Source organism: Streptomyces sp. NPDC098101, from assembly GCF_044760185.1.
Taxonomy (GTDB): Bacteria; Actinomycetota; Actinomycetes; order Streptomycetales; family Streptomycetaceae; genus Streptomyces.
This window is the reverse complement of record NZ_JBIWAS010000001.1, coordinates 509,608-532,202: the sequence shown is the minus strand read 5'-3', so window position 1 is coordinate 532,202 and position 22,595 is coordinate 509,608. Positions and strand designations below refer to the sequence as shown.

Annotated in this window: 21 protein-coding genes and 1 pseudogene; 8 read left to right on the top strand and 14 right to left on the bottom strand. The window is 76.6% G+C overall.

Annotated features, from left to right (window positions below; genetic code table 11):
• Nucleotides 1-34 precede the first annotated feature (34 nt).
• Nucleotides 35-487 (bottom strand): carboxymuconolactone decarboxylase family protein, encoded by a 453-nt coding sequence (locus ACIQVI_RS02195; RefSeq protein ID WP_351972496.1) that lies wholly within the window; start codon nt 485-487, stop codon nt 35-37.
• Nucleotides 488-737: 250 nt separating this feature from the next.
• On the opposite strand from ACIQVI_RS02195, the gene ACIQVI_RS02190 reads away from it, so the two are divergent.
• The gene (locus tag ACIQVI_RS02190) at nt 738-2,096 is read left to right on the top strand and encodes a PLP-dependent aminotransferase family protein (RefSeq protein ID WP_403589995.1); all 1,359 of its coding nucleotides are present in this window, start codon (nt 738-740) and stop codon (nt 2,094-2,096) included.
• A gap of 73 nt (nt 2,097-2,169) precedes the next feature.
• Nucleotides 2,170-2,634, top strand: a complete 465-nt coding sequence (locus ACIQVI_RS02185) for an RICIN domain-containing protein (protein WP_403589993.1) — start codon at nt 2,170-2,172, stop codon at nt 2,632-2,634.
• Nucleotides 2,635-2,652: 18 nt separating this feature from the next.
• Here ACIQVI_RS02185 and ACIQVI_RS02180 read toward each other — a convergent pair.
• Both ACIQVI_RS02180 and ACIQVI_RS02175 read right to left on the bottom strand, forming a co-directional pair.
• Nucleotides 2,653-3,434, bottom strand: a pseudogene (locus tag ACIQVI_RS02180) (class I SAM-dependent methyltransferase).
• A 91-nt stretch (nt 3,435-3,525) separates the two neighbouring features.
• The gene (locus ACIQVI_RS02175; protein ID WP_351972491.1) at nt 3,526-4,458 is read right to left on the bottom strand and encodes an AraC family transcriptional regulator; all 933 of its coding nucleotides are present in this window, start codon (nt 4,456-4,458) and stop codon (nt 3,526-3,528) included.
• Between the two features lie 171 nt (nt 4,459-4,629).
• On the opposite strand from ACIQVI_RS02175, the gene ACIQVI_RS02170 reads away from it, so the two are divergent.
• On the top strand, nt 4,630-5,535 hold the full coding sequence (locus tag ACIQVI_RS02170) for an NmrA family transcriptional regulator (RefSeq protein WP_403589991.1): 906 nt from the start codon (nt 4,630-4,632) through the stop codon (nt 5,533-5,535).
• On the opposite strand, the gene ACIQVI_RS02165 is transcribed toward ACIQVI_RS02170, so the two are convergent.
• Entirely contained in the window at nt 5,502-6,248 is a 747-nt protein-coding gene (locus ACIQVI_RS02165) for a class I SAM-dependent methyltransferase (RefSeq protein ID WP_403589989.1), read from the bottom strand. The genes ACIQVI_RS02170 and ACIQVI_RS02165 overlap by 34 nt on opposite strands.
• Before the next feature lie 38 nt (nt 6,249-6,286).
• The gene (locus tag ACIQVI_RS02160; protein ID WP_053641596.1) at nt 6,287-6,592 is read right to left on the bottom strand and encodes a 4a-hydroxytetrahydrobiopterin dehydratase; all 306 of its coding nucleotides are present in this window, start codon (nt 6,590-6,592) and stop codon (nt 6,287-6,289) included.
• Nucleotides 6,593-6,703: 111 nt separating this feature from the next.
• Between ACIQVI_RS02160 and ACIQVI_RS02155 the strand changes: the two genes are divergently transcribed.
• The gene (locus tag ACIQVI_RS02155) at nt 6,704-7,531 is read left to right on the top strand and encodes a helix-turn-helix transcriptional regulator (RefSeq protein ID WP_351972489.1); all 828 of its coding nucleotides are present in this window, start codon (nt 6,704-6,706) and stop codon (nt 7,529-7,531) included.
• Here ACIQVI_RS02155 and ACIQVI_RS02150 read toward each other — a convergent pair.
• The 5 genes from ACIQVI_RS02150 to ACIQVI_RS02130 all read right to left on the bottom strand — a co-directional run bounded on the left by ACIQVI_RS02150 (nt 7,521) and on the right by ACIQVI_RS02130 (nt 13,744).
• Nucleotides 7,521-7,937: a hypothetical protein gene (locus ACIQVI_RS02150; RefSeq protein WP_403589987.1), complete on the bottom strand. Its 417-nt coding sequence runs from the start codon at nt 7,935-7,937 to the stop codon at nt 7,521-7,523. The two genes, ACIQVI_RS02155 and ACIQVI_RS02150, sit on opposite strands and share 11 nt — an antisense overlap.
• A 146-nt stretch (nt 7,938-8,083) precedes the next feature.
• Nucleotides 8,084-9,982 carry an alpha/beta hydrolase gene (locus ACIQVI_RS02145; protein WP_403589985.1) on the bottom strand — a complete coding sequence of 633 codons (1,899 nt, stop codon included), beginning with the start codon at nt 9,980-9,982 and terminating at the stop codon, nt 8,084-8,086.
• Nucleotides 9,983-10,059: 77 nt separating this feature from the next.
• On the bottom strand, nt 10,060-10,224 hold the full coding sequence (locus ACIQVI_RS02140; protein ID WP_403589983.1) for a hypothetical protein: 165 nt from the start codon (nt 10,222-10,224) through the stop codon (nt 10,060-10,062).
• A 662-nt stretch (nt 10,225-10,886) separates the two neighbouring features.
• Nucleotides 10,887-13,034 carry a phage holin family protein gene (locus ACIQVI_RS02135; protein ID WP_403592198.1) on the bottom strand — a complete coding sequence of 716 codons (2,148 nt, stop codon included), beginning with the start codon at nt 13,032-13,034 and terminating at the stop codon, nt 10,887-10,889.
• A gap of 305 nt (nt 13,035-13,339) precedes the next feature.
• On the bottom strand, nt 13,340-13,744 hold the full coding sequence (locus ACIQVI_RS02130; RefSeq protein ID WP_351972483.1) for a recombinase family protein: 405 nt from the start codon (nt 13,742-13,744) through the stop codon (nt 13,340-13,342).
• 121 nt (nt 13,745-13,865) lie between these two features.
• Here ACIQVI_RS02130 and ACIQVI_RS02125 point away from each other — a divergent pair, with 121 nt between their 5' ends.
• On the top strand, nt 13,866-14,639 hold the full coding sequence (locus ACIQVI_RS02125) for an MBL fold metallo-hydrolase (protein WP_403589981.1): 774 nt from the start codon (nt 13,866-13,868) through the stop codon (nt 14,637-14,639).
• On the top strand, nt 14,636-15,319 hold the full coding sequence (locus ACIQVI_RS02120; RefSeq protein WP_403589979.1) for a DedA family protein: 684 nt from the start codon (nt 14,636-14,638) through the stop codon (nt 15,317-15,319). Before ACIQVI_RS02125 ends, ACIQVI_RS02120 begins: the two co-directional genes overlap by 4 nt.
• Here the strand turns inward: ACIQVI_RS02120 and ACIQVI_RS02115 are convergent.
• The 3 genes from ACIQVI_RS02115 to ACIQVI_RS02105 form a co-directional block, all read right to left on the bottom strand.
• Complete coding sequence (locus ACIQVI_RS02115; protein ID WP_351972433.1) at nt 15,299-16,321, bottom strand: MBL fold metallo-hydrolase; 1,023 nt, start codon at nt 16,319-16,321, stop codon at nt 15,299-15,301. The two genes, ACIQVI_RS02120 and ACIQVI_RS02115, sit on opposite strands and share 21 nt — an antisense overlap.
• A gap of 64 nt (nt 16,322-16,385) precedes the next feature.
• Complete coding sequence (locus tag ACIQVI_RS02110) at nt 16,386-17,618, bottom strand: aminotransferase class I/II-fold pyridoxal phosphate-dependent enzyme (RefSeq protein WP_351972434.1); 1,233 nt, start codon at nt 17,616-17,618, stop codon at nt 16,386-16,388.
• A 115-nt stretch (nt 17,619-17,733) separates the two neighbouring features.
• Nucleotides 17,734-18,972 (bottom strand): sulfite oxidase, encoded by a 1,239-nt coding sequence (locus ACIQVI_RS02105; RefSeq protein ID WP_403589976.1) that lies wholly within the window; start codon nt 18,970-18,972, stop codon nt 17,734-17,736.
• 197 nt (nt 18,973-19,169) lie between these two features.
• On the opposite strand from ACIQVI_RS02105, the gene ACIQVI_RS02100 reads away from it, so the two are divergent.
• A complete protein-coding gene (locus tag ACIQVI_RS02100) occupies nt 19,170-19,700 on the top strand; it encodes a GNAT family N-acetyltransferase (RefSeq protein ID WP_403589974.1) in 531 nt (176 codons plus the stop codon).
• A gap of 90 nt (nt 19,701-19,790) precedes the next feature.
• Nucleotides 19,791-20,627 (top strand): class I SAM-dependent methyltransferase, encoded by an 837-nt coding sequence (locus ACIQVI_RS02095; protein ID WP_403589972.1) that lies wholly within the window; start codon nt 19,791-19,793, stop codon nt 20,625-20,627.
• Nucleotides 20,628-20,634: 7 nt separating this feature from the next.
• Here the strand turns inward: ACIQVI_RS02095 and ACIQVI_RS02090 are convergent, their stop codons facing one another.
• Nucleotides 20,635-22,593 carry a DUF5107 domain-containing protein gene (locus tag ACIQVI_RS02090; protein ID WP_403589970.1) on the bottom strand — a complete coding sequence of 653 codons (1,959 nt, stop codon included), beginning with the start codon at nt 22,591-22,593 and terminating at the stop codon, nt 20,635-20,637.
• Between the last annotated feature and the right edge of the window lie 2 nt (nt 22,594-22,595).

Below are 22,595 nucleotides of genomic sequence, written 5' to 3'. Positions count from 1 at the left end.
CGGACCCCGGCGCCTCTCGGCGTGCCGGGACCGGCTACGCGGCGCCGGGGGTCTTGCGCGTGGTGACGTTCATGCGGTTCCACGCGTTGGCGGTGAGGATCAGGGCGATGAGCTGGGCGAGTTCCTTCTCGCCGAAGTGCCGGGCGGCCTCGGCGTAGACTTCGTCGGACACTCCCCCGGGCAGCAGGGTGACGGCCTCGGTCAGCGCCAGGGCGGCCCGCTCCTCCTCGGTGTAGAGGCTCGACTCCTCCCAGGCGGAGAGCTGGTAGATGCGCTCCTCGCTCTCGCCCGCCTTCCGGGCGTCGGAGGTGTGGTAGTCGAGGCAGTACGCGCAGCGGTTGATCTGGGCGGTGCGGATCTGCACCAGTTCGAGGAGGACCGGGTCGAGGCCCTCGCGGGCGGCCGCGTCGAGGGCGAGGACGGCCTTGAAGACCTTGGGGGCGACGGTGGAGAAGTCCATGCGCTGGGGAACCCGAAACGTTGTCATGCCATGACCCTAGGAGCGGAAACGGCCCACGGTAGGGTGCATTTCCATGCCAGAAACACGGGCCAATCGTCCGGCGCCCTCCGACTCCGGCTCCGGCTCCCGGCCCGGTCCCGGCGCGGAGGCGTCACCGGATCCCGGCGCGGAAACGCGGGCGGATCCCGGCACCGGCGCGGGCGTTCCCCGGGGTCCGGTCGCCGGGACCGATCTCCATCTGGAGCTGTCGGGCGGGGGGAGCCTGCGGAGCCGGCTGATGAACGCCCTGCGGGAGGCGGTCCGTTCCGGCCGGCTCGCCCCCGGCACCCGGCTGCCGCCCTACCGGGGTCTCGCCCAGGACCTGGGCATCGCCCGCAACACCGTCGCCGCCGCCTACGCCGAACTGGTCGAGGAGGGCTGGCTCACCGCCCGCCGGGGCTCCGGCACCCAGGTCGCCCCGCGCGCCGCCGCCCGGCCCGCCCGGGCGCACGGACCGCGCCGCAGGACCGTGCGCCGGGTCCTGCACGACCTGATGCCCAGCTCCCCCGACGCGGCCGCCTTCCCCCGTACCGCCTGGCTCGCCTCCGCACGCCGGGCCGTGGCGGCCGCTCCCAACGACGCCTTCGGCGTGGCCGATCCGCGGGGCAGGCCGGAGCTGCGGGAGGCGCTGGCGGAGTACCTGGCGCGGGCCAGGGGGGTGCGCGCCGAGCCCGACCGGATCGTGGTCTGCTCCGGTTTCGCCCACGGGCTGCGGCTGCTCGGCGGCCTCCTGGAGGGGCCGGTCGCGGTCGAGTCGTACGGCCTCGCGTTCCACCGGGGCGTCCTGGAGGAGACCGGCAGGTCCACCGTGCCGCTGGCGGTCGACTCCCACGGGGCGCGCGTCGGCGAACTGTCCGGCACCGGCGCGGAGGCCGTCCTGCTCACTCCCGCGCACCAGTTCCCCACCGGCGGGCCCCTGCACCCGGAGCGCCGGGCGGCCGTCGTCGACTGGGCCCGCGCCTCGGGCGGCCTCGTGGTGGAGGACGACTACGACGGCGAGTTCCGCTACGACCGGCAGCCGGTCGGTGCCGTGCAGGGGCTCGATCCCGACCGGGTCGTCTACATCGGCTCGGTGAGCAAGAGCCTGTCGCCGGCCCTGCGGACGGGCTGGATGGTGCTGCCGGGGTGGCTCGTCGACGACGTCGTCGCCGCCAAGGGGGCGCGGGAGATGTGGGCGGGGGTCGTCGACCAGCTGACCCTGGCCGACTTCGTCGCGCACGGCTCCTACGACCGGCACCTGCGGCACATGCGGCGGCGCTACCGGGGCCGCCGCGACCTGCTGGTGCGGACCCTCGCCGCGCGCGCCCCGCACATCGGGGTCAGCGGGATCGCGGCCGGGCTGCACGCCGTGCTCGAACTCCCGGAGGGCACCGAGGAGGCGGCGCTGCGCGCGGCCCGGCGGCAGGGGCTCGCCCTGGAGGGGCTGCGCTCCTACCGGCACCCCGACAGCGCGATGCCACCGCGCGACGGCCTGGTGATCGGCTACGGCACACCGCCGGAACACGCCTTCGCGGCGGCCCTGGAGGCCCTCTGCCTGGCGCTGCCCGACCCCCCGTGGGAAGCGGGGGCGACGGGTTCTGTCAGAGCCCGGACGTAGGGTCGGTGGGGCCCCCTGGGGGCCGGGGCGCCGGGTGCCCCGATCGGTCGGCGAGGAGTGAGGAGTCGGTGCGGTGAGCGGTGGGCCGGAGCTCGTGGAGGAGGGCCTCTACCGGGTGCGGAACGTGGCCAGCGGGCTGTTCCTTGAGGTGTACGAGGGGTCTTCGCGCGCGGGCGCGAGGGTGCAGCAGGGCACGGGGAACGGAACGCCCGGGCAGCACTGGCACATCACGGCGGTGCCGAACGGCGGCGGGCTCTACCACCTGGTCAACGCGGCCAGCGGGAAGCGGCTCGACGTCGCGAACGCGTCCACGGAGAACGGCGCGCGCATCCAGCAGTGGCGGGCGAACAACTTCGGCGCCCAGGAGTGGATCATCGAGCAGGACCTCCAGTCGCCCGGCACCGTGACCCTGGTGAGCTTCGTCAGCGGGCTGTTCCTGGAGGTCGCGGACGGCTCGCGGGAGGACGGCGGGGACGTCCGGCAGTGGGAGGACACCGACTCCCCGTTCCAGTGGTGGCGGCTGGAGCCGGTGTCCTGAGCCCGGTGACGCGGTCCGTCAGCCCTTGCGGGCGGTGTGGACGGTGCGGGCCGTGCGGTGGTGTGGGGACAGCGCGTCGGCCGGGTCGAGGAGCCGGTCGAGCGTCGCCTTGTCGTCCGGGTCGAGGCGGGCGCCGAAGCCGTCCCGGAGGCGCTCGTAGGGGGCGACGGCCGGCTCCCGCACGACCGGGGAGACGGGCGCGGGGAGGTCGGTGAGGAAGGCGCGGGTGCCGGACGGGGTGAGGCCGGCGGCGGCGAGGAGCGCCCGCCAGTCGTCGGGTTCGTCCTTGGAGCCGGGGAGTTCGGCGCGCATCTCGCCGAACCAGTCGGCGTTGGCGGCGTCGAGCCGGGCCTCAAGACCGGGCCGGCCGACCCGGTGTGCCGGGGCAGGTGCCGGGTGGGCAGGCCGCCCGGGTGGAGGACGTCCGCGAACTGCCTCAGGGCGGCGCCCTGGTCGCCGAGGTGGTGCGGGGAGTCGCCCGCCCGGACGACGTCGGCCCCGCCCAGGGAGCCGATGCCCTCGGGGAGTTCGGGGGTGCCGTCGACGGCGACGGTCTCGGCGGCCGGGAAGGCCTCCGCGAGCACGGCGGTGACGACGCCCGGTCCGCTGCCGACGTCGAGGACCCGGCGGACGCCCTGCGCGGGGGCGAGGGTGCCGAGCCAGGCGGCGGGGCTCGCGATCTCCGCCTGGAGTTCCAGGAGCGAGGCGAGCAGGTTCCAGTCGAGGTGGGTGCTGTCCTGGTGGTGGCCGTGACCGTGCCGGTGGCCGTGGCCCTGGTGGGATGCGTGATGCCGGCTCATGGCTCCAAGGTGCTGCGGGGGCGCCCGGAAGTGCGAGAAATGTTGCCGGTACGCCGGTACGGCAAAGGGCGCGCGGCCGGTGCGCGCCGCTTCACACCCCGGCGCGGTGCTCCTGCGGGCTGAGGCCCCGTACCCGCTTGAAGGCGGCGCTCAGGGCGAACGCGCCGCTGTAGCCGACCTGTCGGGCCACGGACTCGACCGTGGCGTCCGTCCCGCGCAGCAGGTCGGCGGCGAGCGCGAGCCGCCAGCCGGTGAGGTACGCCATCGGGGGCTCCCCGACGAGGGCGGTGAACCGGCGGGCGAGCGCGGCCCGGGACGCGCCCGTCCTCGCGGCGAGCGAGGCGACCGTCCAGGGGTGGGCGGGGTCGTCCTGGAGCAGCCGGAGCGCCGGGCCGACCACCGGGTCGCCCATCGCCCGGTACCAGGCCGGGGGTTCGGCGCCGGGGCGGGAGAACCAGGCGCGGACGGCGGAGATGAGCAGCAGGTCGAGGACCCGGTCCAGGACGGCGCTCTGGCCGGGCTCGTCGCGGGAGATCTCCTCGTCGAGGAAGGGCATGAGGGGGCAGTGCCACGCGTCGGCGGGCAGGTGGAGGAAGCCGGGCAGGGCGTCGAGGAGCCGGCGGCCGACCTCGCCGTCCAGCCGGTAGGTGCCGACGAGGACGGTGGTGCCGCCGTCGGGGGCGTTCCCCCAGGTGCGGACGCCGAGCCTCATGCTCCGGTCGAGGGGCTCGCCGGTGAGGGTGGTGCAGTCGCCCTCGGGGCCGATCAGGGCGCGGGGCGGGGTGCCGGGGGCGTCCGCGACGGTGTACGGCTCCGGGCCCCGGACGACGGCGATGTCCCCGGGCCGCAGCAGGACGGGCGCGCCGGTCCCGGGGGCGATCCAGGTCTCGCCGCCGGTGACGCACATCAGGCAGAGCGGGGCGCCGTCCTCGACGCGGACGGACCACGGCGGCTCCATGACCATGCGGAGCAGGAAGGCGCCCTTGGCGCGGGGCCCGTCGAGGAGTCCGGCGAGTGGGTCCATGGTCCGCAAGCCTAGGACCTGTCCGGCGGATCATGGCCGGGGCCGCGGCGCCCGGCACGGCCCCGACCCCGATCCGCCGGACAGGCCCTGGGCGAGCGCGTGAGACGCACGCGTAGGGACGTGAGACGGCGCGACATGGGCCCGTGGGGCCGCGGGCGGGAGTCTTGGGGCATGACGACGCACACGCGGAACACACAGACGGTCCTGGTGACGAGCGCCTCCGGCAAGACCGGGCGGCGCGTGGCCGAACGGCTCGCGGCGCGCGGGGCGGTGGTCCGCGCCGGGTCCCGTACCGGCACGACCCGCTTCGACTGGGAGGACCCGGCGACCTGGTCCCCGGCGCTGCGGGGCGCGGACGCCGCGTACGTGGCCTACTACCCGGACCTGGCCGCTCCCGGCGCGGTGGAGGCGATGGAGGCCTTCGGCCGGTTGGCCGCGGAGCACGGGGTGCGGCGGATCACGCTCCTGTCGGGGCGCGGGGAGCCCACGGCCGTGGCGGCGGAGGACGCCCTCCGCACGGCGGCCGCCGGGGCCGGGGACGGGGCCGAACTGGCCGTCGTACGGGCCTCGTTCTTCGCGCAGAACTTCTCCGAGGGGATACTCGCCGAAGGGGTCGCGGAGGGCGAGCTCGTCTTCCCCGCCGGGGACACGGCCGAGCCGTTCGTCGACGCGGACGACCTGGCGGACGTCATCGTGGAGACCCTGACGGCGGACGGTCACACCGGCGCGGTGCACGAGGTGACCGGGCCGCGTCCGCTGGGCTTCGCGGAGGTGGCGGCGGAGATCGCGCGCGCCTCGGGCCGCCCGGTGGTCTACCGGCCGGTGCCGGAGGCCGCGTACGCGGAGCTGCTCACCGGCTTCGGGCTCCCGGCGGACGAGGCGGCCTGGCTCTCGGCCCTCTTCACGACGCTCCTCGACGGCCACAACTCCTCGGCCACGGACGGGGTGAAGCGGGTCCTGGGCCGCGAGCCGCGCTCCTTCGCCGCGTTCGCGACGGAGACGTGGGGCGGGAACGGAGATGGGGACGGGGACGGGGGCGGCGCTCAGTCCCGTTTGGTGAAGGAGGCCAGCCGGTAGCGGGGGTCGGGGCGGCGGCGGTCCTGGTCCGGCAGGGCGGCCAGGGCTTCGGCGAGCGCGTCGACGGCGGCCGGGTCGCCGCGGAACCAGGAGGCGAAGTACCCCGCCCGCAGCTTCCGTGCGGTGTCGCGCGGGGTCCTGCCCTGGCCGTGGCCGGTGAAGCGGGTGCCGGGGGCGGGGTCGAGGCCGTGGGCGGCGGCGTACCGGGCGATCAGGTCGGCGCGGTCGGAGGCCGCCCCGGCCGCGCGGTGGGGGCGCAGGACCGCGTCGACGTCGCTGCCGACGTCGTGGGCCGCGTCCTTGTCGACGGTGGCGATCAGGACCCCGCCGGGCCGCAGCACGCGGGCGGCCTCGGCGACGACGTCCGCCGCGAAGGGGACGAGGTGGAGCAGCCAGACCGCGCAGACCGCGTCGAGGGAGGCGTCGGGCAGCGGCAGGCGCCGGGCGTCGGCGCGCACGGTCCGGCCCGGCACCCGCCCGGCGGCGACCCGCAGCATGGCGTGCGCGGCGTCGGCCCCGTACACGCGCAGACCCGGGCGGACGAGCCGCTCGGTGACGAGGCCGGTGCCGCAGGCCAGGTCGAGCAGGGTGCGGGCGCCGGGCGGCACGAGCCGCAGGACGGCCCCGGCCGCCGCCTCCGCCCGGGGCGTGCCGCCCCGGGTGCGGTCGTAGTGCGCTGCCTCGGCCTCGTAGTCGAGCACGGTCTCCGCCATGGCGGCGATCCTACGGACCCCGCCGGGCGGGCGGCGGGTCAGCGGGCGCCGTGACCGGGGGCGATCCGCTCGACGCGCTCGGCGAGTTCGAAGTCCTTCCCGGTGAGGGCGCCGCCCGCGGAGTGGGTGTGCACGGAGAGGGCGACGGAGTCGTATCCGAGGGTCAGGTCGGAGTGGTGGTCCAGCTCCTGCTGGATCTGGGCCACGTGGACGACGAGGGCGGTCGCCGCGAAGTGGTCGCCGAGCCGGTAGGCGCGGGTGAGGCGGTCGTCCTCGACGGACCAGCCGGGGAGTTCCCTCAGGCGGTCCTCGATCTCCTTCTGGGACAGCGGTTCTGCGGGCACGGCGGTGCTCCCTCCGATGGGGTGGCGGACGGACGGACGGGCGGACGGTGGGGGTGCGCGGGGGTTCCCGGGAAAGGTACCCGGGCTCCCCCTCTGGGATACCGTCTGGCCATGACGACTGTCGTGAGCGACACGGGAGTGGGGCCGCTGCTGCGCGGATGGCGGGAGCGGCGCCGGCTCAGCCAACTGGAGCTGGCGCTGCGCGCGGGCTCTTCTGCGCGGCACGTCTCGTTCGTGGAGACGGGTCGTTCGCGGCCGAGCGAGGAGATGGTCCTGCGGCTCGCCGAGCACCTGGAGGTGCCGGTGCGGGAGCGGAACGCGCTGCTGCTCGCCGCCGGTTACGCGCCCCGCTACGCGGAGTCGCCGCTCGACGCCCCGCGCCTGGAGGCGCTCCGGGAGGGCGTCGAGCGGCTGCTGCGGGGGTACGAGCCGTATCCGGCGCTCGTGGTGGACGGCTCGTACACGGTGGTGGCGGCCAACCGGGGCGTCCTGCTGCTGCTCGACGGGCTGCCCGAGCACCTGCTGACCCCGCCGCTGAACACGATGCGGATCGCCCTGCACCCGGAGGGCCTGGCGCCCCGGATCCGGAACCTGCGGGAGTGGCGGGGCCATCTGCTGTCGCAGATGGAGCGTCAGATCGCCCTGGTCCGCTCGGAGTCGCTGCGGGAGCTGTACGAGGAGGTGGCGGCGTATCCGCTGCCCGCCGGAGCGGTCGACGAGCCGGAGGAGGCCGATCCGTATCCGTACTTCGCGCTGCCGATGCGGATCGAGCACGAGGGGCGGGTGCTGTCGTTCGTGTCGTCGATCTCGACGTTCAACACCCCAATGGACGTGACGGTCGCCGAGCTGGCCATCGAGACGCTGATCCCGGCCGACCCGGAGACGGCCGCGCACCTGCGGTCGCTCGCGGAGGCCGACGGGTCGCCCGCTAACGGCTGACGGCCCGCAGCGCGGTCCACTGGAGCACGGCGAACCCAGCGACGGTGGCCGCCTGGAGCGGTGTCCACACCAGACCGGCGGTGGTCGGCTCCAGCCAGGCCACCAGGGCGACGACGCTCAGGACGGCCCACAGCAGATTGGCGTCGACGACGAGCTTCACGGCGGCGGCCGGGGGCTGCGGGCGGCTCGCGAGCCGGGCGACCCCGGCCGCGAACACGACGAGGAACAGGCCGAGTCCGAGCAGCGGGCCCGCGTCGATTCCGAGGAGTTCGCCGAGGGGGCGGGAGGCGACGGCGTAGGCGAGGCCGTTGGCCCCGGTGACGGCGGCGTCGAGGGCGAGGAGGCGGCGCACCGCCGTGTGGGGGCGGGAGACGCGGGCGGGACCGGCGGACAGGGCCTGGGACATGGCGGATCACCTTCCGGGGACGTACGGGTGGTGGGCCCGGAGCCCGGACGGAGTGCGCCGCCCGGGTTCCGGTGCTCATGAGCATGGCGGGCGGCGGGCGGGGGGTCGATGACGTCGGAGGTAATGCGGCGGGCTCCGGGGGCCGTTCAGTACGCGGCCGGGCGTTCCCGGACGAAGGCGCGCAGCCGGGCGGTGTCGGCGGCGGTCCAGCCCGGGGGCGGCAGGACGGCCGCCCAGCCGTCGACGGATCCGGCGCCGTAGCGGTGGCCGTGCGGGGCGTCGACCCCGTAGGAGACGGCCATGTCGACGGAGGTCTGCCAGAAGGCGACGAACGGGAACCAGGTGACCTCGGGGGTGACGTCGGGGCCCCGCGGTTCGTCCAGCCAGGCGGGGCGGTCGAGGAGGAGGTCGGGCGACCACCAGACGACGGGGTCGGAGGCGTTCTGGAGGTAGACCGCGCGCGGGTGCCCCCAGGGTCCTCCGGGGCGGGCGAGGTCGGTCTCGGGGAACTGGGCGAAGCGGATGTGGGCGCCGTTCCGGTACTCGGGGCGCCACACGGGGCTCGCGGGGTCGCGGTCGCGGCGGATCTCGCGGGAGATCGGGGAGAAGTTCGGGGCGCCCATGAGGAGGGCCCCGTCGGTGGAGGCGAGGAGGTCGTCGGCGCCGTCGAAGGAGGCCTCGACGGCGTAGGCGCCGAGGCTCTCGCCGGTGACGACGAGCCGGGGCCGGCGCTCGGCGGGCAGGGCGTCCAGCCGGGCCCGTACGGCGTCGAGCAGGGCGCGGGTGGCCTGCCCCGCCTTCTCCTTGTCGACGAGGAAGGAGACCCAGCTCGGGAGGTACGAGTACTGGACGGCGACGATCGCGGTGTCTCCGCCGTACATGTACTCCAGGGCCTCGGCGACGTTCGGGTCGATCCAGCCGGTGCCGGTGGTGCCGGCCACGGCGAGGACCGCCCGGTCGAAGGCGCCGGTGCGGTCGAGTTCGCGGACGGCCAGGCGGGCCCGGGCGGCGAAGGGGCTGGTGTCCTCGAAGGCGCCGGGGAGCGCGGAGGGGACGTACACGCGGACGGGGTCGAGGGCGGGCCGGCCGCTCCAGGCGGTGAGGGCGGCCCGGGTGGGGGTGGAGCCGGTGAAGTTGCGGCCCTGGTATCCGAGGTCCCGCCAGGGGACGAGGGAGCCGGGGCCGCCGGAGACGTGCCGGGAGACGGGGCGCCGGATGCCGTCCTTGGTGCCGTCGTTGGTGGCCTCGGCGACGCGGTCGGCGAGGTCGACGATCCCCCGTTCGAAGACGATGTCGCGGACGCCGACGAGGACGGCGAGGGTGGTGAGGACGGTGCCGAGGGCGAAGGCGACGGGCCGGGGCATGAGCCGGCCGAGCAGCCGTATCAGGGTGACGGCGCCGAGCCGCACGGCCCGCGCGACCAGGAGCGCGGCGAGCAGGAGGCCGAGCGCGATCAGGGCGATCATCGGGGTGTGCCAGGTCAGGGACGGCGGGAGGCCCTGGAGGACGCGGAGCTGACGCTGCATCCGGGCGCTCTCGGAGATGAGCCAGACGGCGAGGACCGGGCTGAGCAGCCAGTACGCCTGCCAGCAGCGGGCGCGGACCCGGTCGGACGGGTGCCGGGGGCGGGGCACGGCGGCCCGGAAGGCCCAGGCGAGGGCCGAGCCGAGGGCCGAGCCGAGGGCGTAGCCGATGGCGGCGGTGATGCCGCCGACGAGCCCCTGGAGGTACCAGGGCCGGGGCACCAGGGAGGGGGTGAGGCTCGACCAGAAGAAGACGGTGGCCACGCAGAGCGCGGTGAGGTCGGGCCAGCGCCGGACGCGGTACGAGGGGTGGGGGCGGTCCCAGTAGGGGTGCCGCGCGAGGGCGAGCGCGCGGGCGGCGGCGCGGCGGGGCCCCGTGGGAGCGGGGACGCGGTCGTGGTCCGGGGCGGCGCGGGGGCCGGGGACGCGGTCGAGGGGGGTGGGGCGGGCGGCTTCGGGGCCCGGGCCGGACGCGGGTCCGGCGGACCGATCGGGGCTGGTGTTCCGGTCGGCCGAGGTCATCGGATCATCCTCGCGCCTCCGGACACCGGTCCGCACACCGGTTTTCGCCGTGTCCCGCGCCGGGCCGTTCCCGGGTGTCAGCGGACGGGTTCGCTCCGGGACGAGGGCGGTTCCGGGGCGGGGGCCGGGGTGGAGTCCGGGGCCGGGGCGCCGGGTTCGGGGGCGGCGCGGTCGGCGCGCTGGGCCCGGGAGGCCTCGGCACGCATCAGGGCGTGGAGGACGGCGAACGGATCGACGGGCATGGCGAAGCTCCTCGCGGTGCGAAGGGTGATGGGGGGGACTGCCGGGGGCGCTCGGGCCTCTCAGCAGCGCATCACCACGCACCGGAGCGCGTTCCCGCGCGGGGCGGGGGCGGAGGGCTTCCGGCGGTGGCTGCGGCCGTGGTTCCGGCTGTGCCTGCGGCGCGCGTGGGGACGCAGGCCGGTGCGGTGCCGTCGGGTGCGGCCGGGGGCCGCGGTGTCGGCGGCGGCCTGGTCGTGGGTCTCGCCGACCGGGTCGGGCGCCGGTGCGGCGGCCGCGGCGGGGGAGCGGGGAGGCGCCGGAGAGCAGGGCCGGGGCGCCGGTGCCGAACAGCGCGGCGAGGACGAGGAGCAGGACGACCCAGCGGTGGCGGCCCGTGCGCGCCCGGCGGCCCGCCGGGGCGGCGGGCGCTGCGGTCGGCTCGGGCACGGGGCTCACGGAGATCCGTACTGCCCCGCCCGGGTCCCGGCGCGGCGCCCGGCCCCCGAGATCCGCCCGCCCGGCCTACGCCCGGCCCCGGGATTCACCGCCCCGGCGGTCAGGACCGGCCGAGTGTTCCCCCCGCCGGGCGGCCGGACCGACGGCTCCCGCTCCGGAGGACCCGGTCAGGACTTCCCGTCCCGCACGACCGGCCCCGGCGCCACTCGCTCCGAGAGCCGCCGGGTCAGTGCTTCTTGTCCCGTACGGGTGGGCCGTGGACCGGGCTTCCGGTCGAGGGGCGGGCGGGCCCGTCGGCCGGGCCGGGCGCAGGGTCCGCGGCCGGGGCGCGGGCGGAGCCGTCGGGCGGACGGTGCGGGTCCGGGCGGGGCGGGGCCGTTTCCACCGGGACCTGGGGGCCCGAGGACTCGCGGAGCCAGCGGCGCAGTACGCGGTGGATCTGTTCCGCGCCGAAGAGTTCCTCCCCCTCCCCCACCGGGGGCGAGAGTTCCGGCGGTGAGAGCAGGAAGGGGTGGGACTGCTCGCCGCCGAGGCCGCCGTGCGAGCCGATCTGCTCCTCGAAGGCGTGCACGGCGCCGGTCTCCGGGTCGTACATGGAGTTGACCATGATGTCCGCGACGTGCGGGAAGCCGTCCGTGCGCCGCACGGCCCGCGCCGCGCCCGGCCCGAACACGGCAAGCGGCCCGTCGTCGGTCAGCTCCGCGACCGGGACCTCGGTGCCGTCCCCGGCCAGGACCACCGAGCCGTGTTCGGCGCTCGCCACGAGGACGAAGCCGACGCCCGGGTGGTGGGCGAGGGTGCGGAGCAGGGCCGGGTGGCGCCGGTCGATCTCCTCCCGGGTCATCCGGTGCGGCACGTCGGGGAAGGAGACGAGACCGAGGTTGCCGGAGGCGAGGACCACCGGTTCGGAGGGCTTGGCGGGCAGTTCGCGCGCCGTCTCGCCGCCCTCGTCGACCGGCCGGTGCAGCGCGCTGCGCAGCGCGTCCCTGGCCGCGTCCCGTGCCTCCGAGCCGCTGCGGGTGCGCCGTACCCGGCGCGGCACGGGCAGTCCGCACCCGGCCCTGACCAGGTCCTTGAGCGTCAGGCCGTACACCGCCTCGAAGGTCTCGCCGGGGCTCTGCCCGTGGTCGGAGAGGAGCACGATCCGGTAGGGGCGCGGGGCGTGCTCGGCGACGTCGGCGATCAGCGCGACCGCGCGGTCGAGGCGGCGCAGGACCTGGTCGGTGTCCCGGCCGTGCGGGCCGGAGTGGTGGGCCACCTCGTCGTACGCCACGAGGTCGGCGTAGACGGCGGTCCGCCCCGCGAGCATGTCCCCCATCACGGCCGCGACCACCACGTCCCGCTCCACGACCGTCGCGAAGGCCCGGACGAAGGGGTACGTGCCGCCGCGCGAGATCCTCGGGGTCTCGTGGCGCAGCCGCGCCCGCGTCGACTGGTACGCCTCGCGGAAGCACTCGGTGACGAACGACCCGGCGGTGCGGACCGCGTTGGCCGGGTCGGAGAAGTACGCGAAGTAGCCGGCCCGGGAGCGGTTGCGGCGGCCGCGCCGGGCGGCCACCGACAGGACGAGGGCGACCTGTTCGGCGCCGCCGCTGAAGAGGTTGCCCCGGGAGGCGCCGTCGTACGAGAGGAGCCCGCCGTCGCCGGTGCGGCGCACCGCCCGCCGCTGGAGCTCGACGGCACCGGCCGGGCGGTTCGACACCATGAGCCGGCCGGTGTCCTTCTCGTACCAGCGGAAGGCGGGCACGTCCTCGTTGGAGCCGTGCAGGATCCCGAGCTGGCTGGCGCCGGTCTGGCTGGACCAGTCGGTGTGCCAGGGGGTGAGCCGGTGGCCGGCCTCCAGCCAGGCGGCGACGGTCGGCATGAGCCCGTCGGCGACGGCGTCGCGCAGCACCCGGTGGCCGACGCCGTCGAGCTGGAGGAAGACCGTGCCGGGGGCGGCGTCCGCCGAGGCCCCGGGGTCGCGGGGCCGGGTGCGGCCGGTGAGCCGGTAGAGGCGGCTCCGGTAGGCGTCGTCGTCGCGGACGGCGAGACCCGTGGAGGTGGCGGAGGCGACGGCGGACATGACGGCCGCGACCACGACGGCGGTCTCGGGGTCGGCGGCGCCGCGCCCGTCGGGGGTGAGCCAGAGCGCGACGAGCAGCAGCGAGCCGTTGAGGAAGAAGCCGAGCAGGCCGAGGACGAGGGCCGGGACGAGCAGCAGGGCCCGGACGAGCAGCGGCCACACGAGGGCGCCGAGCAGGCCGAAGGCGCCGGCCGCCCAGGCGGCGGTGATCGCGGTGCGGGTGAGGCTGTCCCCGTCGGGGGACTGGAGCTGGAAGTCGGGGAGGAGTCCCGCGAGGAGGAGCAGGGTGAGCGTGGACACCGCCCACACCGCGATCACGCGCCCGAGCGCGCCTCCCGCGGACCGCCAGCCCCGCGCGGATCGCCAGCCCCTCCCGGGCCGCCGATCCGTCTCGGACCGCCCGCCCGTCCCGGACCACCGGCGGCCGGTGCCGCCCCCTCGCCCGTCGCCCACGCCCGCCTCGCCTTTCAGCCGTTTCCTGCCCCAAGCGTGTCACAACGCCCACGGCGGGACCGGAGGAAGGCCCGGCGGAGGTCGCACGAGGTCAGGGACCGTTCTACCCGGCGGAGGCCGACGGAATCAGGAGCCGTCGTACCCGGCGGAGATCGGTGGAATCAGGAGCCGTCGTACCCGGCGGTGGGCATCGAGAGCCTCCGGTGCACCCCGGCCTTGGCGGCCGTGTCGTACACCGGCTCGTCGGGGCGGACCGTCTCCAGGCGCACCCCGCGCCGCTCGCACTCGGCGCGGAAGCCGGTCACGGAGGTCAGGGCGCGGGCGAGGACCCGTTCGCTGGCCGCGACGAAGAGGTCGACCGCACCGGCCTCCACGTCCGCCCACAGTGCCTCGTGGTCGGGCCGGATGCCGTAGAACAGCAGCTGGCGGGCGATCACGTACCCCCGGTCCTCGGCCCAGCGCGCGCACACCGCGTGCTGGCCGCGCGTGTCGACGAGGAAGGGTTCGTTCTCGAGCTCTTCGAGCGGGGTGAGGCTGGCGATCGCCGCCACCCGAACGTCGTCCATGGAGGGACCCTACTGCGGGAAGGTGCGGGCGAACATCCTCCGGTGCCCGCCCGGGACATCTACCCTCGTTACGGGGGTACGGAGGGTGCGGGGGCACGAAACGGACGGAAGGCGGCACGCGGTGGAGGTCACCTGGTGGGGTCACGCGACCTGCACGGTCGAGGACTCCGGGGTCCGCTTCCTCACCGATCCGCTGTTCGCGCGGCGGCTCGCCCATCTGCGGCGCCGCCGGGGCGCCCCGCCGCCGCCCGAGGCCGCGACGGCCGACGCCGTCCTCGTCTCGCACCTGCACTCCGACCACCTCCATCTGCCGTCGCTCGCGCGGCTCGCGCCCGGGACGCGGGTCCTGGTGCCGCGCGGGGCGCCCGCCGCCGTGCCGGGGCTGCGCAGGCTGGAGCGGGCCGGGCTGCGCCTCACCGAGGTGGCGGCGGGCGACGAGGTGACGGTGGGGGGCGTGACGGTACGGGCCGTCCCCGCGCTGCACGACGGGCGGCGGCTGCCCGTGGGGCCGCACCGGGCGCCCGCGCTCGGGTACGTCGTCGAGGGCGAGGCGCGCACGTACTTCGCCGGGGACACCGGTCTCTTCGACGGCATGGCGGAGGCGGTGGGCCCGGTGGACGTGGCGCTGCTCCCGGTGGGCGGCTGGGGGCCGTACCTGGGGCCGGGGCATCTGGACGCGGGCCGGGCCGCCGAGGCGCTCGCGGAGCTGTCCCCGGCGGCGGCGGTGCCGGTGCACTACGGCACGTACTGGCCGATCGGGCTCGACGGGGTCCGGCCGCACGAGTTCCACTCCCCCGGCGACGAGTTCGTCCGGCACGCGGCGCGGCTCGCGCCGAAGGTGGCGGTGCACCCGCTGGGGCACGGCGAGCGGGTGCGGCCGGAGGTCGCCCGGTGATCGACGGGATCGCCCGGTTCGTCACGGCGGTGCGCGAGCTGCCGCCGGAGTCCACGCAGCAGGCCGTCGGCTACCCCTCGCTGTTCCTGCTCGTGGCGCTCGGCGCGCTGGTGCCGGTGGTGCCGACGGGCGCGATCGTCAGCTCGGCGGCGGTGGTGGCCTTCCACCAGACCTCGCCGCTGTCGCTGCTCTTCGTCTTCCTGGTGTCGGCGTTCGCCGCGTGCCTCGGGGACGCGGCCCTCTACTGGCTGGGGCGGCGCGGGGTGCACTCCGACAAGGGCTCGCGGTGGCTGGCCGCGCTGGAGGGCCGGGTCACGCCGGAGCGGCTCGCGCACGCGCGGGAGCGGCTCGACGCGCACCAGGTGTCGGTGCTGGTGCTGTCCCGGCTCGTGCCGGCGGGCCGGATCCCGGTGATGCTGGCGTGCCTGCTCGCGGAGATGCCGCTGCGCCGCTTCGTCCGGGGGGACGTGGCGGCCTGTCTGGCGTGGGCGGCGACGTACCAGCTGATCGGGATCCTGGGCGGTTCGCTCTTCCCGGAGCCGTGGCAGGGGGTCGTGGCGGCGGTGGGCCTGACGGTGCTGCTCAGCGCGGTCCCGGCGCTGTGGCGGCGGGTGCGGGGGGCGCGCCCCGGGGCGGCGGCCGCCGAGGCGCCCGGCGGGTCACGGCACGAGCACCCGTGAGCCGCCGATCGGCAGGTCCCACAGGTCCTCGCGGGCCAGGCCGGCCTTCTCCCAGGCGGCCCTGACCCGGGTGAGCGGTTCGAGGACGGGCTCGCAGGAGAGCACGAAGGTGGCCCAGTGCATGGGCGCCATCCGCCGGGCCCCCAGGTCGCGATGGGCCCGGACGGCCTCCTCGGGGTCGGTGTGGACGTCGCGGAGCCACCAGCGCGGGTCGTAGGCGCCGATCGGGAGCAGTGCCAGGTCGATGCCGGGGTGGCGGCGGCCGATCTCGGCGAACCAGTGGCCGTAGCCGGTGTCCCCGGCGAAGTACACGCGGTGTCCGGAGCGGTCGGTGAGCACCCAGCCGCCCCACAGGGAGCGGCAGGTGTCGGTGAGGGTGCGCTTGGACCAGTGGTGGGCGGGGACGAAGTCGAAGCGGACGCCGTCGAGTTCGGCCGCCTCCCACCAGTCGAGCTCGGTGACCCGGCTGAACCGGCGGCGGGTGAACCAGCGGCCGAGGCCGGCCGGGACGAAGACGGGGGTGTCGCGGGGCAGCCGCTTCAGGGTGGGGGCGTCGAGGTGGTCGAAGTGGTTGTGGCTGATGACGACGGCGTCGACGGGCGGCAGGTCCTCCCAGCGGATGCCGACGGGGGTGAGCCGGGCGGGGGTGCCGAGGATGCGGCGGGACCAGACGGGGTCGGTGAGGACGGTGAGGCCGCCGACGCGGACCACCCAGCTGGCGTGCCCGGCCCAGGTGACGGCGAGGGTGTCGGGTCCGGCGGGCGGGAGCGGGCCGGGCTCGAAGGGGAGCAGCGGGACGTCGCGGAGGCCCTCCGGGCGGGGGCGCACGGCTCCTTCGCGGGCGAAGCGGGCCATGGACCGGACGCCGGGGAGGGGTGCGGTCAGCCGGTCGGCGAAGGTGCGCGGCCAGTCGTGCCGGATCCGGCCGACGGGCTGGAGGAGGGATGCGGGGACCGTGGCGCGGTCGGTCTCGTACGGCGCGGCTGCCGTCCGTTCGGTCATCTGCGGGCTCCGTTCCGTTCGGCGCTTCATGGCGGGCTCGTGGGGCGTCGGCGGGCGGCCGGGGTCACCGGAGTTCCTCCAGCGCCGCGCCGAAGTCCGCGAGGGCCCGGCCCACCCGGGGAAGCTCCAGGGGGTCCTCGGCCCCGAGGGCCTCGGTCCGCTCCTCCCCCGTGGTCCCCAGGAACATGCGCGTGCCGAACCGGACCCGCAGTGCGCCGAGTTCGTCGCCGAAGCGGTGTCCGCCGGCCGCCGGGGCGCCGAGCCGTTCGGTGAGGAGGCCCTCCAGTTCCAGGGAGTCGGTGACGCCCCGGGCGGCGAGGCCGGCCCGCAGCGGTCCGAGGTCGGCGTAGAGGTGGCGGCCGGCCCGCGGGGGCAGGGCGAGTCCTCCGGCGGCGAGGACGGCGCGGTGCGCGGCGGCGGCGAGGCGTCCGTGGACGGCGGCCGCGTGCCGGGCCTGCGCGGTGACGTCCTCGGGTTCGTCGAGGGCGTGGGCGACGGCGGGGGCGAGGGGGCCGGGGAGGACGGAGTCGAGGACGGTGAGGACGTCGAGGACGCGGGCCCGGGGGTCGGTCCAGCGGTCGGCGCGGGCCGGGTCGGTGGGCGGGAAGCGGGCGACGGCGCAGGGCCAGGCGGCGGGGGTGAGCGCGCCGCCGAGGTCGATGAGGACGGTGACGTCGTCGGGGCACATCTCGGCGGGGCTGACGAGCACGGTGTCGTGCGGGTCGTGGAGGGTGTCGCGCCAGGTCTCGTCGCTGACGACGTGGAGGCCCTCGGCGACGGCGGCCTCGCAGGCCTCGCGGAGGAGTTCGGGCGGGGCGACGGTGCCGGTGGGGTCGTCGGCGACGGAGAGCAGCAGGACGCGGGGGTCGCCGCCCTCGGCGCGGATCCGCCGGACGGTTTCCAGGAGGGCGTACGGGTCGGGGACGCCGCCGCACTCGGCGGGGGTGGGCACGTGGTACGCGGGGCGGCCGAGGAGCCGGGCCTGCGGGGTCCACCAGGCGGGGCAGGGGCGGGGCAGCAGGAGGTCGCCGCCGTGGGCGGCTATGAGGGCCAGGAGCAGGGCGGGGGCGCCGGGGGCGGCGACCACGTCCTCGGGGTGGGTGCGCAGGCCCCGGCGCCACCAGTGTCCTGCGGCGGCCTCGCGCAGGACGGGGCCGCCGCCGGGCGGTTCGGGGGCGGCGCGTCCGGCGGCGGTGGAGAGGAGGCCGGCGAGCACGGGCGGGACGGGCAGGCCGGTGTCGGGGGCGGGGGGACCGTAGCGCACCGGGCCGCGCCCTTCCGGAGCCTTCTGCGGCATGTCCCGTACCTCCTGAGCGCACGGGGGCGCCGGGCACGGCACCCTCGTGCCCTTTATACGGAGTTTCGGGCGTTTCCGCCGCTTCTGGGGTCGGTCCGGGGAGGGGCGGGGCGGTTCAGGCGACGGTGACGGGGTGGCGCACGACCGCGTTGAACAGGTAACCCTGGGTGTTGTGGACGGCCCGCTCGGGCTGGACGTTCCCGGCGGCGTCGGTGGTGCGGGAGAGCAGGGTGACCTGCCCGGGGCGGTGCGGGCGCCACGGGGCGCTCCAGCGGACCCAGCCGTCGCGCCGGGGGGCGTCGTGGAGCTGGGCGGGGCGCCAGTGGGCGCCGCCGTCGACGGAGACCTCGACCTTCCGGACGGGGGCGAGGGCGGACCAGGCGCGGCCGGTGAGCCGGTGGACCCTGCCCGCCTCCAGGGTGGCGCCGGAGGGGAGCTGGTAGCCGGACTTGAGGGTCTGGCGGCCGAGCGGGGCGCTGCCGCCCTCGGGGTGGGCGTCGCCGAAGAGCCGGTACCAGTCGGTGGACCAGGGGGAGGCCAGCGGGCGGGTGGAGACCTCGATGTCGCCGAGCCACTTGATGGAGGCGATGCCGATCCAGGAGGGCACGACGAGCCGGACCGGGTACCCGTGGTCGTACGGGAGGGGCTCGCCGTTCATCTCGTACGCGAGGATCACGTCGTCCAGGGCCTTGGCGATCGGCAGCGGGCGGCGCACCCGGCCGTAGTCGACGCCGCCGGAGACGTACGGGTCGTCGAGGCCGCGCGGCTGGACGGCGACGGCGTCGCGGGCGATCCCGGCGCGCCGGAGGACGTCGGCGAGGCGGACACCGCGCCAGCGGGCGGCCCCGACGGCGCCCAGGGTCCAGGCGGTGCCGCTGACGGTCTCGCCCTGCTGGCTCGTGTAGTGGCTGCGGCCGTTGCCGGCGCACTCGATGAGGGCCGTCCGGGTGACGGACGGCAGGTCGCGGAGCTGCCCGTAGGTGAGGTGGACGGGGTTGCGGCCGTGGAGCCCGTCGCCCCAGAGCGTCAGGCGCCAGTCGCGGGCGTCGAGGACGGGGGTGGAGGTGTGGTTGCGGACGAAGAAGCGGTCGGCGGGGGTGAGGTAACCGGTGTCCGCGAAGGCGTCGAACCGCGCCTCGGCGTTGGTGCCCCGGACGGTGAAGTGCTCGGCGGGGAGCGCCTTGACGATCCCGGGCGCGGTGGGCCCGGCCGCGACCGCCGCCCGCGCGAGGGCGGTGGTGGACGCCGCGTGCGCGGGGTCCGCGGCGGCGAGCCCACCGAGGGCGGACACCGCCGGACTCGCGGCGAGCAGCTTCAGCAGGGAGCGTCGGGCGGGCACGGACGAGTACGGCACGGGTCTCCTCGACGGGACGGCACAGGGGGGCGACCGGACGGCGGCGCGCCGATCCTAGGGGCACGGAACACCTTCGTACGGCCCGTTCATACGCCTGTCATGGAAGCCGGGTGGAGACCTGGCAGACGCGAGGCCGAGGCGCCGTGCCGACCGGAAAATGCGAGGCCGCCGAGGCGGGGTCCGGCGCAGAATGCGGCATGTCGATACGTGAAGCGCGTCCCGCGGACGCGGCCGCCCTCGCCGCCGTGCACGTCCTGTCCTGGCGGGCCGCCTACCGCGACCTGCTCCCCGGCCCGTACCTGGCGGCCCTGGACGTGGCGGAGCGCGCCGCCGCCTGGCGCGCCCGCCTCACGGCGCCGGACCGGCCCACCGTGCTGCTCGCGACGGAACCGGGGCGGGACGGGGACGGCCGGCCGGTCGCCTTCTCCTGCTTCCGCCCGTGGCCGGGCGAGGGGTTCGATCCCGCGCCCACGGCCGAACTGGCCGCGCTGTACGCCCTGCCGGAGGCCTGGGGCACGGGGGTGGGGCGGGCGCTCCTGTCCGCGACCACCGGGGCGCTCGTGGCGGCCGGGTTCCGCTCGGCGGCGCTGTGGGTGTTCGCGGGGAACGAGCGGGCCCGGAGGTTCTACGAGGCGGCGGGCTGGCGGGCGGACGGCGAGGCCGTACGGGAGGAGACGGGCGGCAGGGTCCTGGAGGAACTCCGGTACCGGAAGGACCTGTTGGACTGAGGGATTGTCCACATGTCAAGACGTGGGTCTCATTATGCGGCCGGGGCGCATACCGTGGAGGCATCCGTCCACACCGAGGGAGCCGGTTCGATGACGCACGCCTCCGTACCGCCCGGGGTCCACGGGACCGCCGTCTACACCCATGGCCACCACGAGTCGGTCCTGCGTTCGCACAGTTGGCGGACCGCCGCCAATTCCGCGGCCTATCTGCTGCCCGAGCTGCGGTCGGGGCTGGACGTCCTGGACGTCGGCTGCGGGCCCGGCACCATCACGGCCGACCTGGCCGCGCTGGTCGCGCCGGGCCGGGTGACCGGGGTCGACGCGGCCGAGGACGTGCTGGCGAAGGCCCGTGCCGTCGCGGACGGGCGCGGTCTGGAGAACGTCCGGTTCGCCGTGGCCGACGTGCACGCCCTGGACTTCCCCGACGACTCCTTCGACGTCGTCCACGCCCACCAGGTGCTCCAGCACGTCGGGGACCCGGTGCGGGCGCTGCGCGAGATGCGGCGGGTGTGCCGCCCCGGCGGGATCGTCGCCGCCCGGGACAGCGACTACGGGGCCTTCGCCTGGTTCCCCGACGTGCCCGCCCTGGACGGGTGGCTGGAGCTGTACCACCGGGTCGCGCGCGCCAACGGCGGCGAACCGGACGCGGGCCGGCGCCTGTTCTCCTGGGCCCGGCGGGCAGGCTTCACCGACGTCACGACGACCGCCGCCACCTGGTGCTTCGCCACCCCCGGGGAGCGGGCCTGGTGGAGCGGCCTGTGGGCGGACCGCACGACCGCCTCCGGCTACGCCGACCTGGCCGTCTCCGGCGGCCACGCGACCGCCGGGGAGCTGGCGGCGATCGCGGGGGCCTGGCGGGAGTGGGGCGGGCGGGAGGACGCCTGGTTCATGGTCCCGCACGGGGAGATCCTGTGCCGGGTGCCGTGACCGCCCCTCACGGGCCCGGGCGCATCCGGAACTCGTAGGCGTCCGGCAGGGATTCGTCGGTGAGCCGCGCCCAGAGCTCGCCGAGCGTCTCGGCGCCCTCGCCCAGGTCCGCCACCTCGAAGCCCTCGTCGAAGACGGCGCGGGCCGCGTCCGGCCGCCCCTCCGCGAGGAGGATCCGCGCCTCCAGGAGCCGGAACGCGCCCCTCCCCCGCACCTCCTCCGGAAGCCGCGTCCACAGCTGCCGGGCCCGGTCGGTCCGGCCGGTGGCGAGCAGCGCCGTCACGGCCTCACGGCCGAGGGCGGCGGCCACCGCCCCGCCCCCACCCGAAGCGGCGTGGTCGGCGAAGGCCTCCGCGAACCGCTCGGCGGCCCGCTCCGGGTGCCCCTCCTCCCGGTCGGCCACCGCCAGGCAGTACAGCAGCGGCCAGGACGCGTCGGCCCCGCGCAGCCCCCGCTCCCAGCTCCGTACCGCCTGGGCGCGGTCCCCGGCGTGCCACTGGGCGATGCCGAGGTGGTACTCGGTGGAGGGGTCGGCCGGGGCGGTCTCCAGCATGTCCCGCCAGGGGGCGGAGACGAGCGGCGCGCCGGGCCCGGCGCCCTTCGCCGGGGGCGGCAGGACGCCGGTGCGCAGGAGTGCGCGCCACGGTTCCTGCTCCGGCCCGAGCGTCGACTCCGGGAAGGGCGTACCGGGCAGCTCGTACCCCCCGCGCAGGACTTCGAGGGCGCCCCAGCCGGAACCGGCCGCGAGGACCGTCTCCGGCGCGGCGTCGGCGGCGCCCTCCCGCCAGGCGGTGTACGCGGCGTCGACGGCGGTACGGGGCAGGGCGCCGTCCAGGGCCCGTTCGACGTCCGTACGGGCCGCCGTCCAGTCGTCGCCGAGCGCGGCGGCCGGGTCGGCGGCCAGCGGCCCGTACGCCTCCAGCCAGCTGGACTCCGCCTCGCCCGGCAGCTCCAGGTGCTCCAGCTGGGTGCGGGCGAGCCCGGCCTGTATCTCGGCGTAGCCGGGGGCGCCGGGTTCCGTCAGCCACTCCTGCCAGCGGCGGCCGCCGCGCCCGGTGCCCCAGACGAAGAGCTTGCGGCCGCGCAGGGCGTCGGTGGAGGTCTGGACGAGCCCGGTGCCGTCCGCGTCGAGGGCGGCGATCCAGCGCCGCCGCCCGTCCGGGAGGTCGTAGAACCAGTCGGCGGCGTGGCCGCTGTTCAGCGGGTACGTACGGTCGGTGCCGGTGCCGTCGACGGGCACGGGCACCCGGTCCAGGGCGCGTTCGTAGCCGTGGTGCCAGGCCGCGTCGGCGGGCGCGAGGACCCGCCGGTCCTCGGGGGCGGCGGTGTTGGACCACCAGAAGACGGGCGCGGGGCGCTCGTGGGGGTTGCGGATCCGGACGCCGACGTACAGGAAGTCGGAGCCCTCGGGAAGCCACAGGTCGACCTGGAACGGCAGGTCGCGCAGCCGCTCCCACTCCCACAGCCGGAGCATCGGGCCGCCGTCGGGGGCGCGGACGGTCGCCGCGTGGAGGGGCGAGCAGGAGAGGGCGGTGTGGCCGGTGGCGCCGATGTTCCACTCGACGCCGCCGGCGAACCAGGCGCCGTTGAGCGCGAAGGCGGCGGGCTGGAGGACGGGGTTGCGGTGGACGAGCTCGCGGCCGGTGGGCTTGTGGTGGAGGGAGTGGATCCGGCCGCCGAGGCCGGGGAGGACGGTCGCCCGGAGCCGGTCGTTCTCGATCACGATCGCGTCGAGGTCCGTGGGGACGCGGTCGCGGCCGTAGCCGTCGCGCAGGGAGACGGGCAGGAGGCTGCGCAGCGGCGCCCGGCCGATGCCCCGGGCCATGTCGCGCGGGAGTCCGGCGAGGGTCCGCGCGTCGACGGCGTGCGCCCCGGCGCGGGCGGGGGCGCGCAGGGCGGGAAGGGGGTTGTCCGGTCCCAACGGGGCCGCGGGCAGCGTCAGTACGGCACGTCGTACGGTCGTCATCG

Coding starts and splice junctions, on each gene's coding strand:
- ACIQVI_RS02195 (WP_351972496.1), bottom strand. CDS start 487: ATGACAACGTTTCGGGTTCCCCAGCGCATGGACTTCTCCACCGTCGCC.
- ACIQVI_RS02190 (WP_403589995.1), top strand. CDS start 738: ATGAACGCCCTGCGGGAGGCGGTCCGTTCCGGCCGGCTCGCCCCCGGC.
- ACIQVI_RS02175 (WP_351972491.1), bottom strand. CDS start 4,458: ATGGACCCACTCGCCGGACTCCTCGACGGGCCCCGCGCCAAGGGCGCC.
- ACIQVI_RS02170 (WP_403589991.1), top strand. CDS start 4,630: ATGACGACGCACACGCGGAACACACAGACGGTCCTGGTGACGAGCGCC.
- ACIQVI_RS02165 (WP_403589989.1), bottom strand. CDS start 6,248: ATGGCGGAGACCGTGCTCGACTACGAGGCCGAGGCAGCGCACTACGAC.
- ACIQVI_RS02155 (WP_351972489.1), top strand. CDS start 6,704: ATGACGACTGTCGTGAGCGACACGGGAGTGGGGCCGCTGCTGCGCGGA.
- ACIQVI_RS02150 (WP_403589987.1), bottom strand. CDS start 7,937: ATGTCCCAGGCCCTGTCCGCCGGTCCCGCCCGCGTCTCCCGCCCCCAC.
- ACIQVI_RS02145 (WP_403589985.1), bottom strand. CDS start 9,982: ATGACCTCGGCCGACCGGAACACCAGCCCCGATCGGTCCGCCGGACCC.
- ACIQVI_RS02140 (WP_403589983.1), bottom strand. CDS start 10,224: ATGCCCGTCGATCCGTTCGCCGTCCTCCACGCCCTGATGCGTGCCGAG.
- ACIQVI_RS02130 (WP_351972483.1), bottom strand. CDS start 13,744: ATGGACGACGTTCGGGTGGCGGCGATCGCCAGCCTCACCCCGCTCGAA.
- ACIQVI_RS02115 (WP_351972433.1), bottom strand. CDS start 16,321: ATGACCGAACGGACGGCAGCCGCGCCGTACGAGACCGACCGCGCCACG.
- ACIQVI_RS02110 (WP_351972434.1), bottom strand. CDS start 17,618: ATGCCGCAGAAGGCTCCGGAAGGGCGCGGCCCGGTGCGCTACGGTCCC.
- ACIQVI_RS02100 (WP_403589974.1), top strand. CDS start 19,170: ATGTCGATACGTGAAGCGCGTCCCGCGGACGCGGCCGCCCTCGCCGCC.
- ACIQVI_RS02095 (WP_403589972.1), top strand. CDS start 19,791: ATGACGCACGCCTCCGTACCGCCCGGGGTCCACGGGACCGCCGTCTAC.
- ACIQVI_RS02090 (WP_403589970.1), bottom strand. CDS start 22,593: ATGACGACCGTACGACGTGCCGTACTGACGCTGCCCGCGGCCCCGTTG.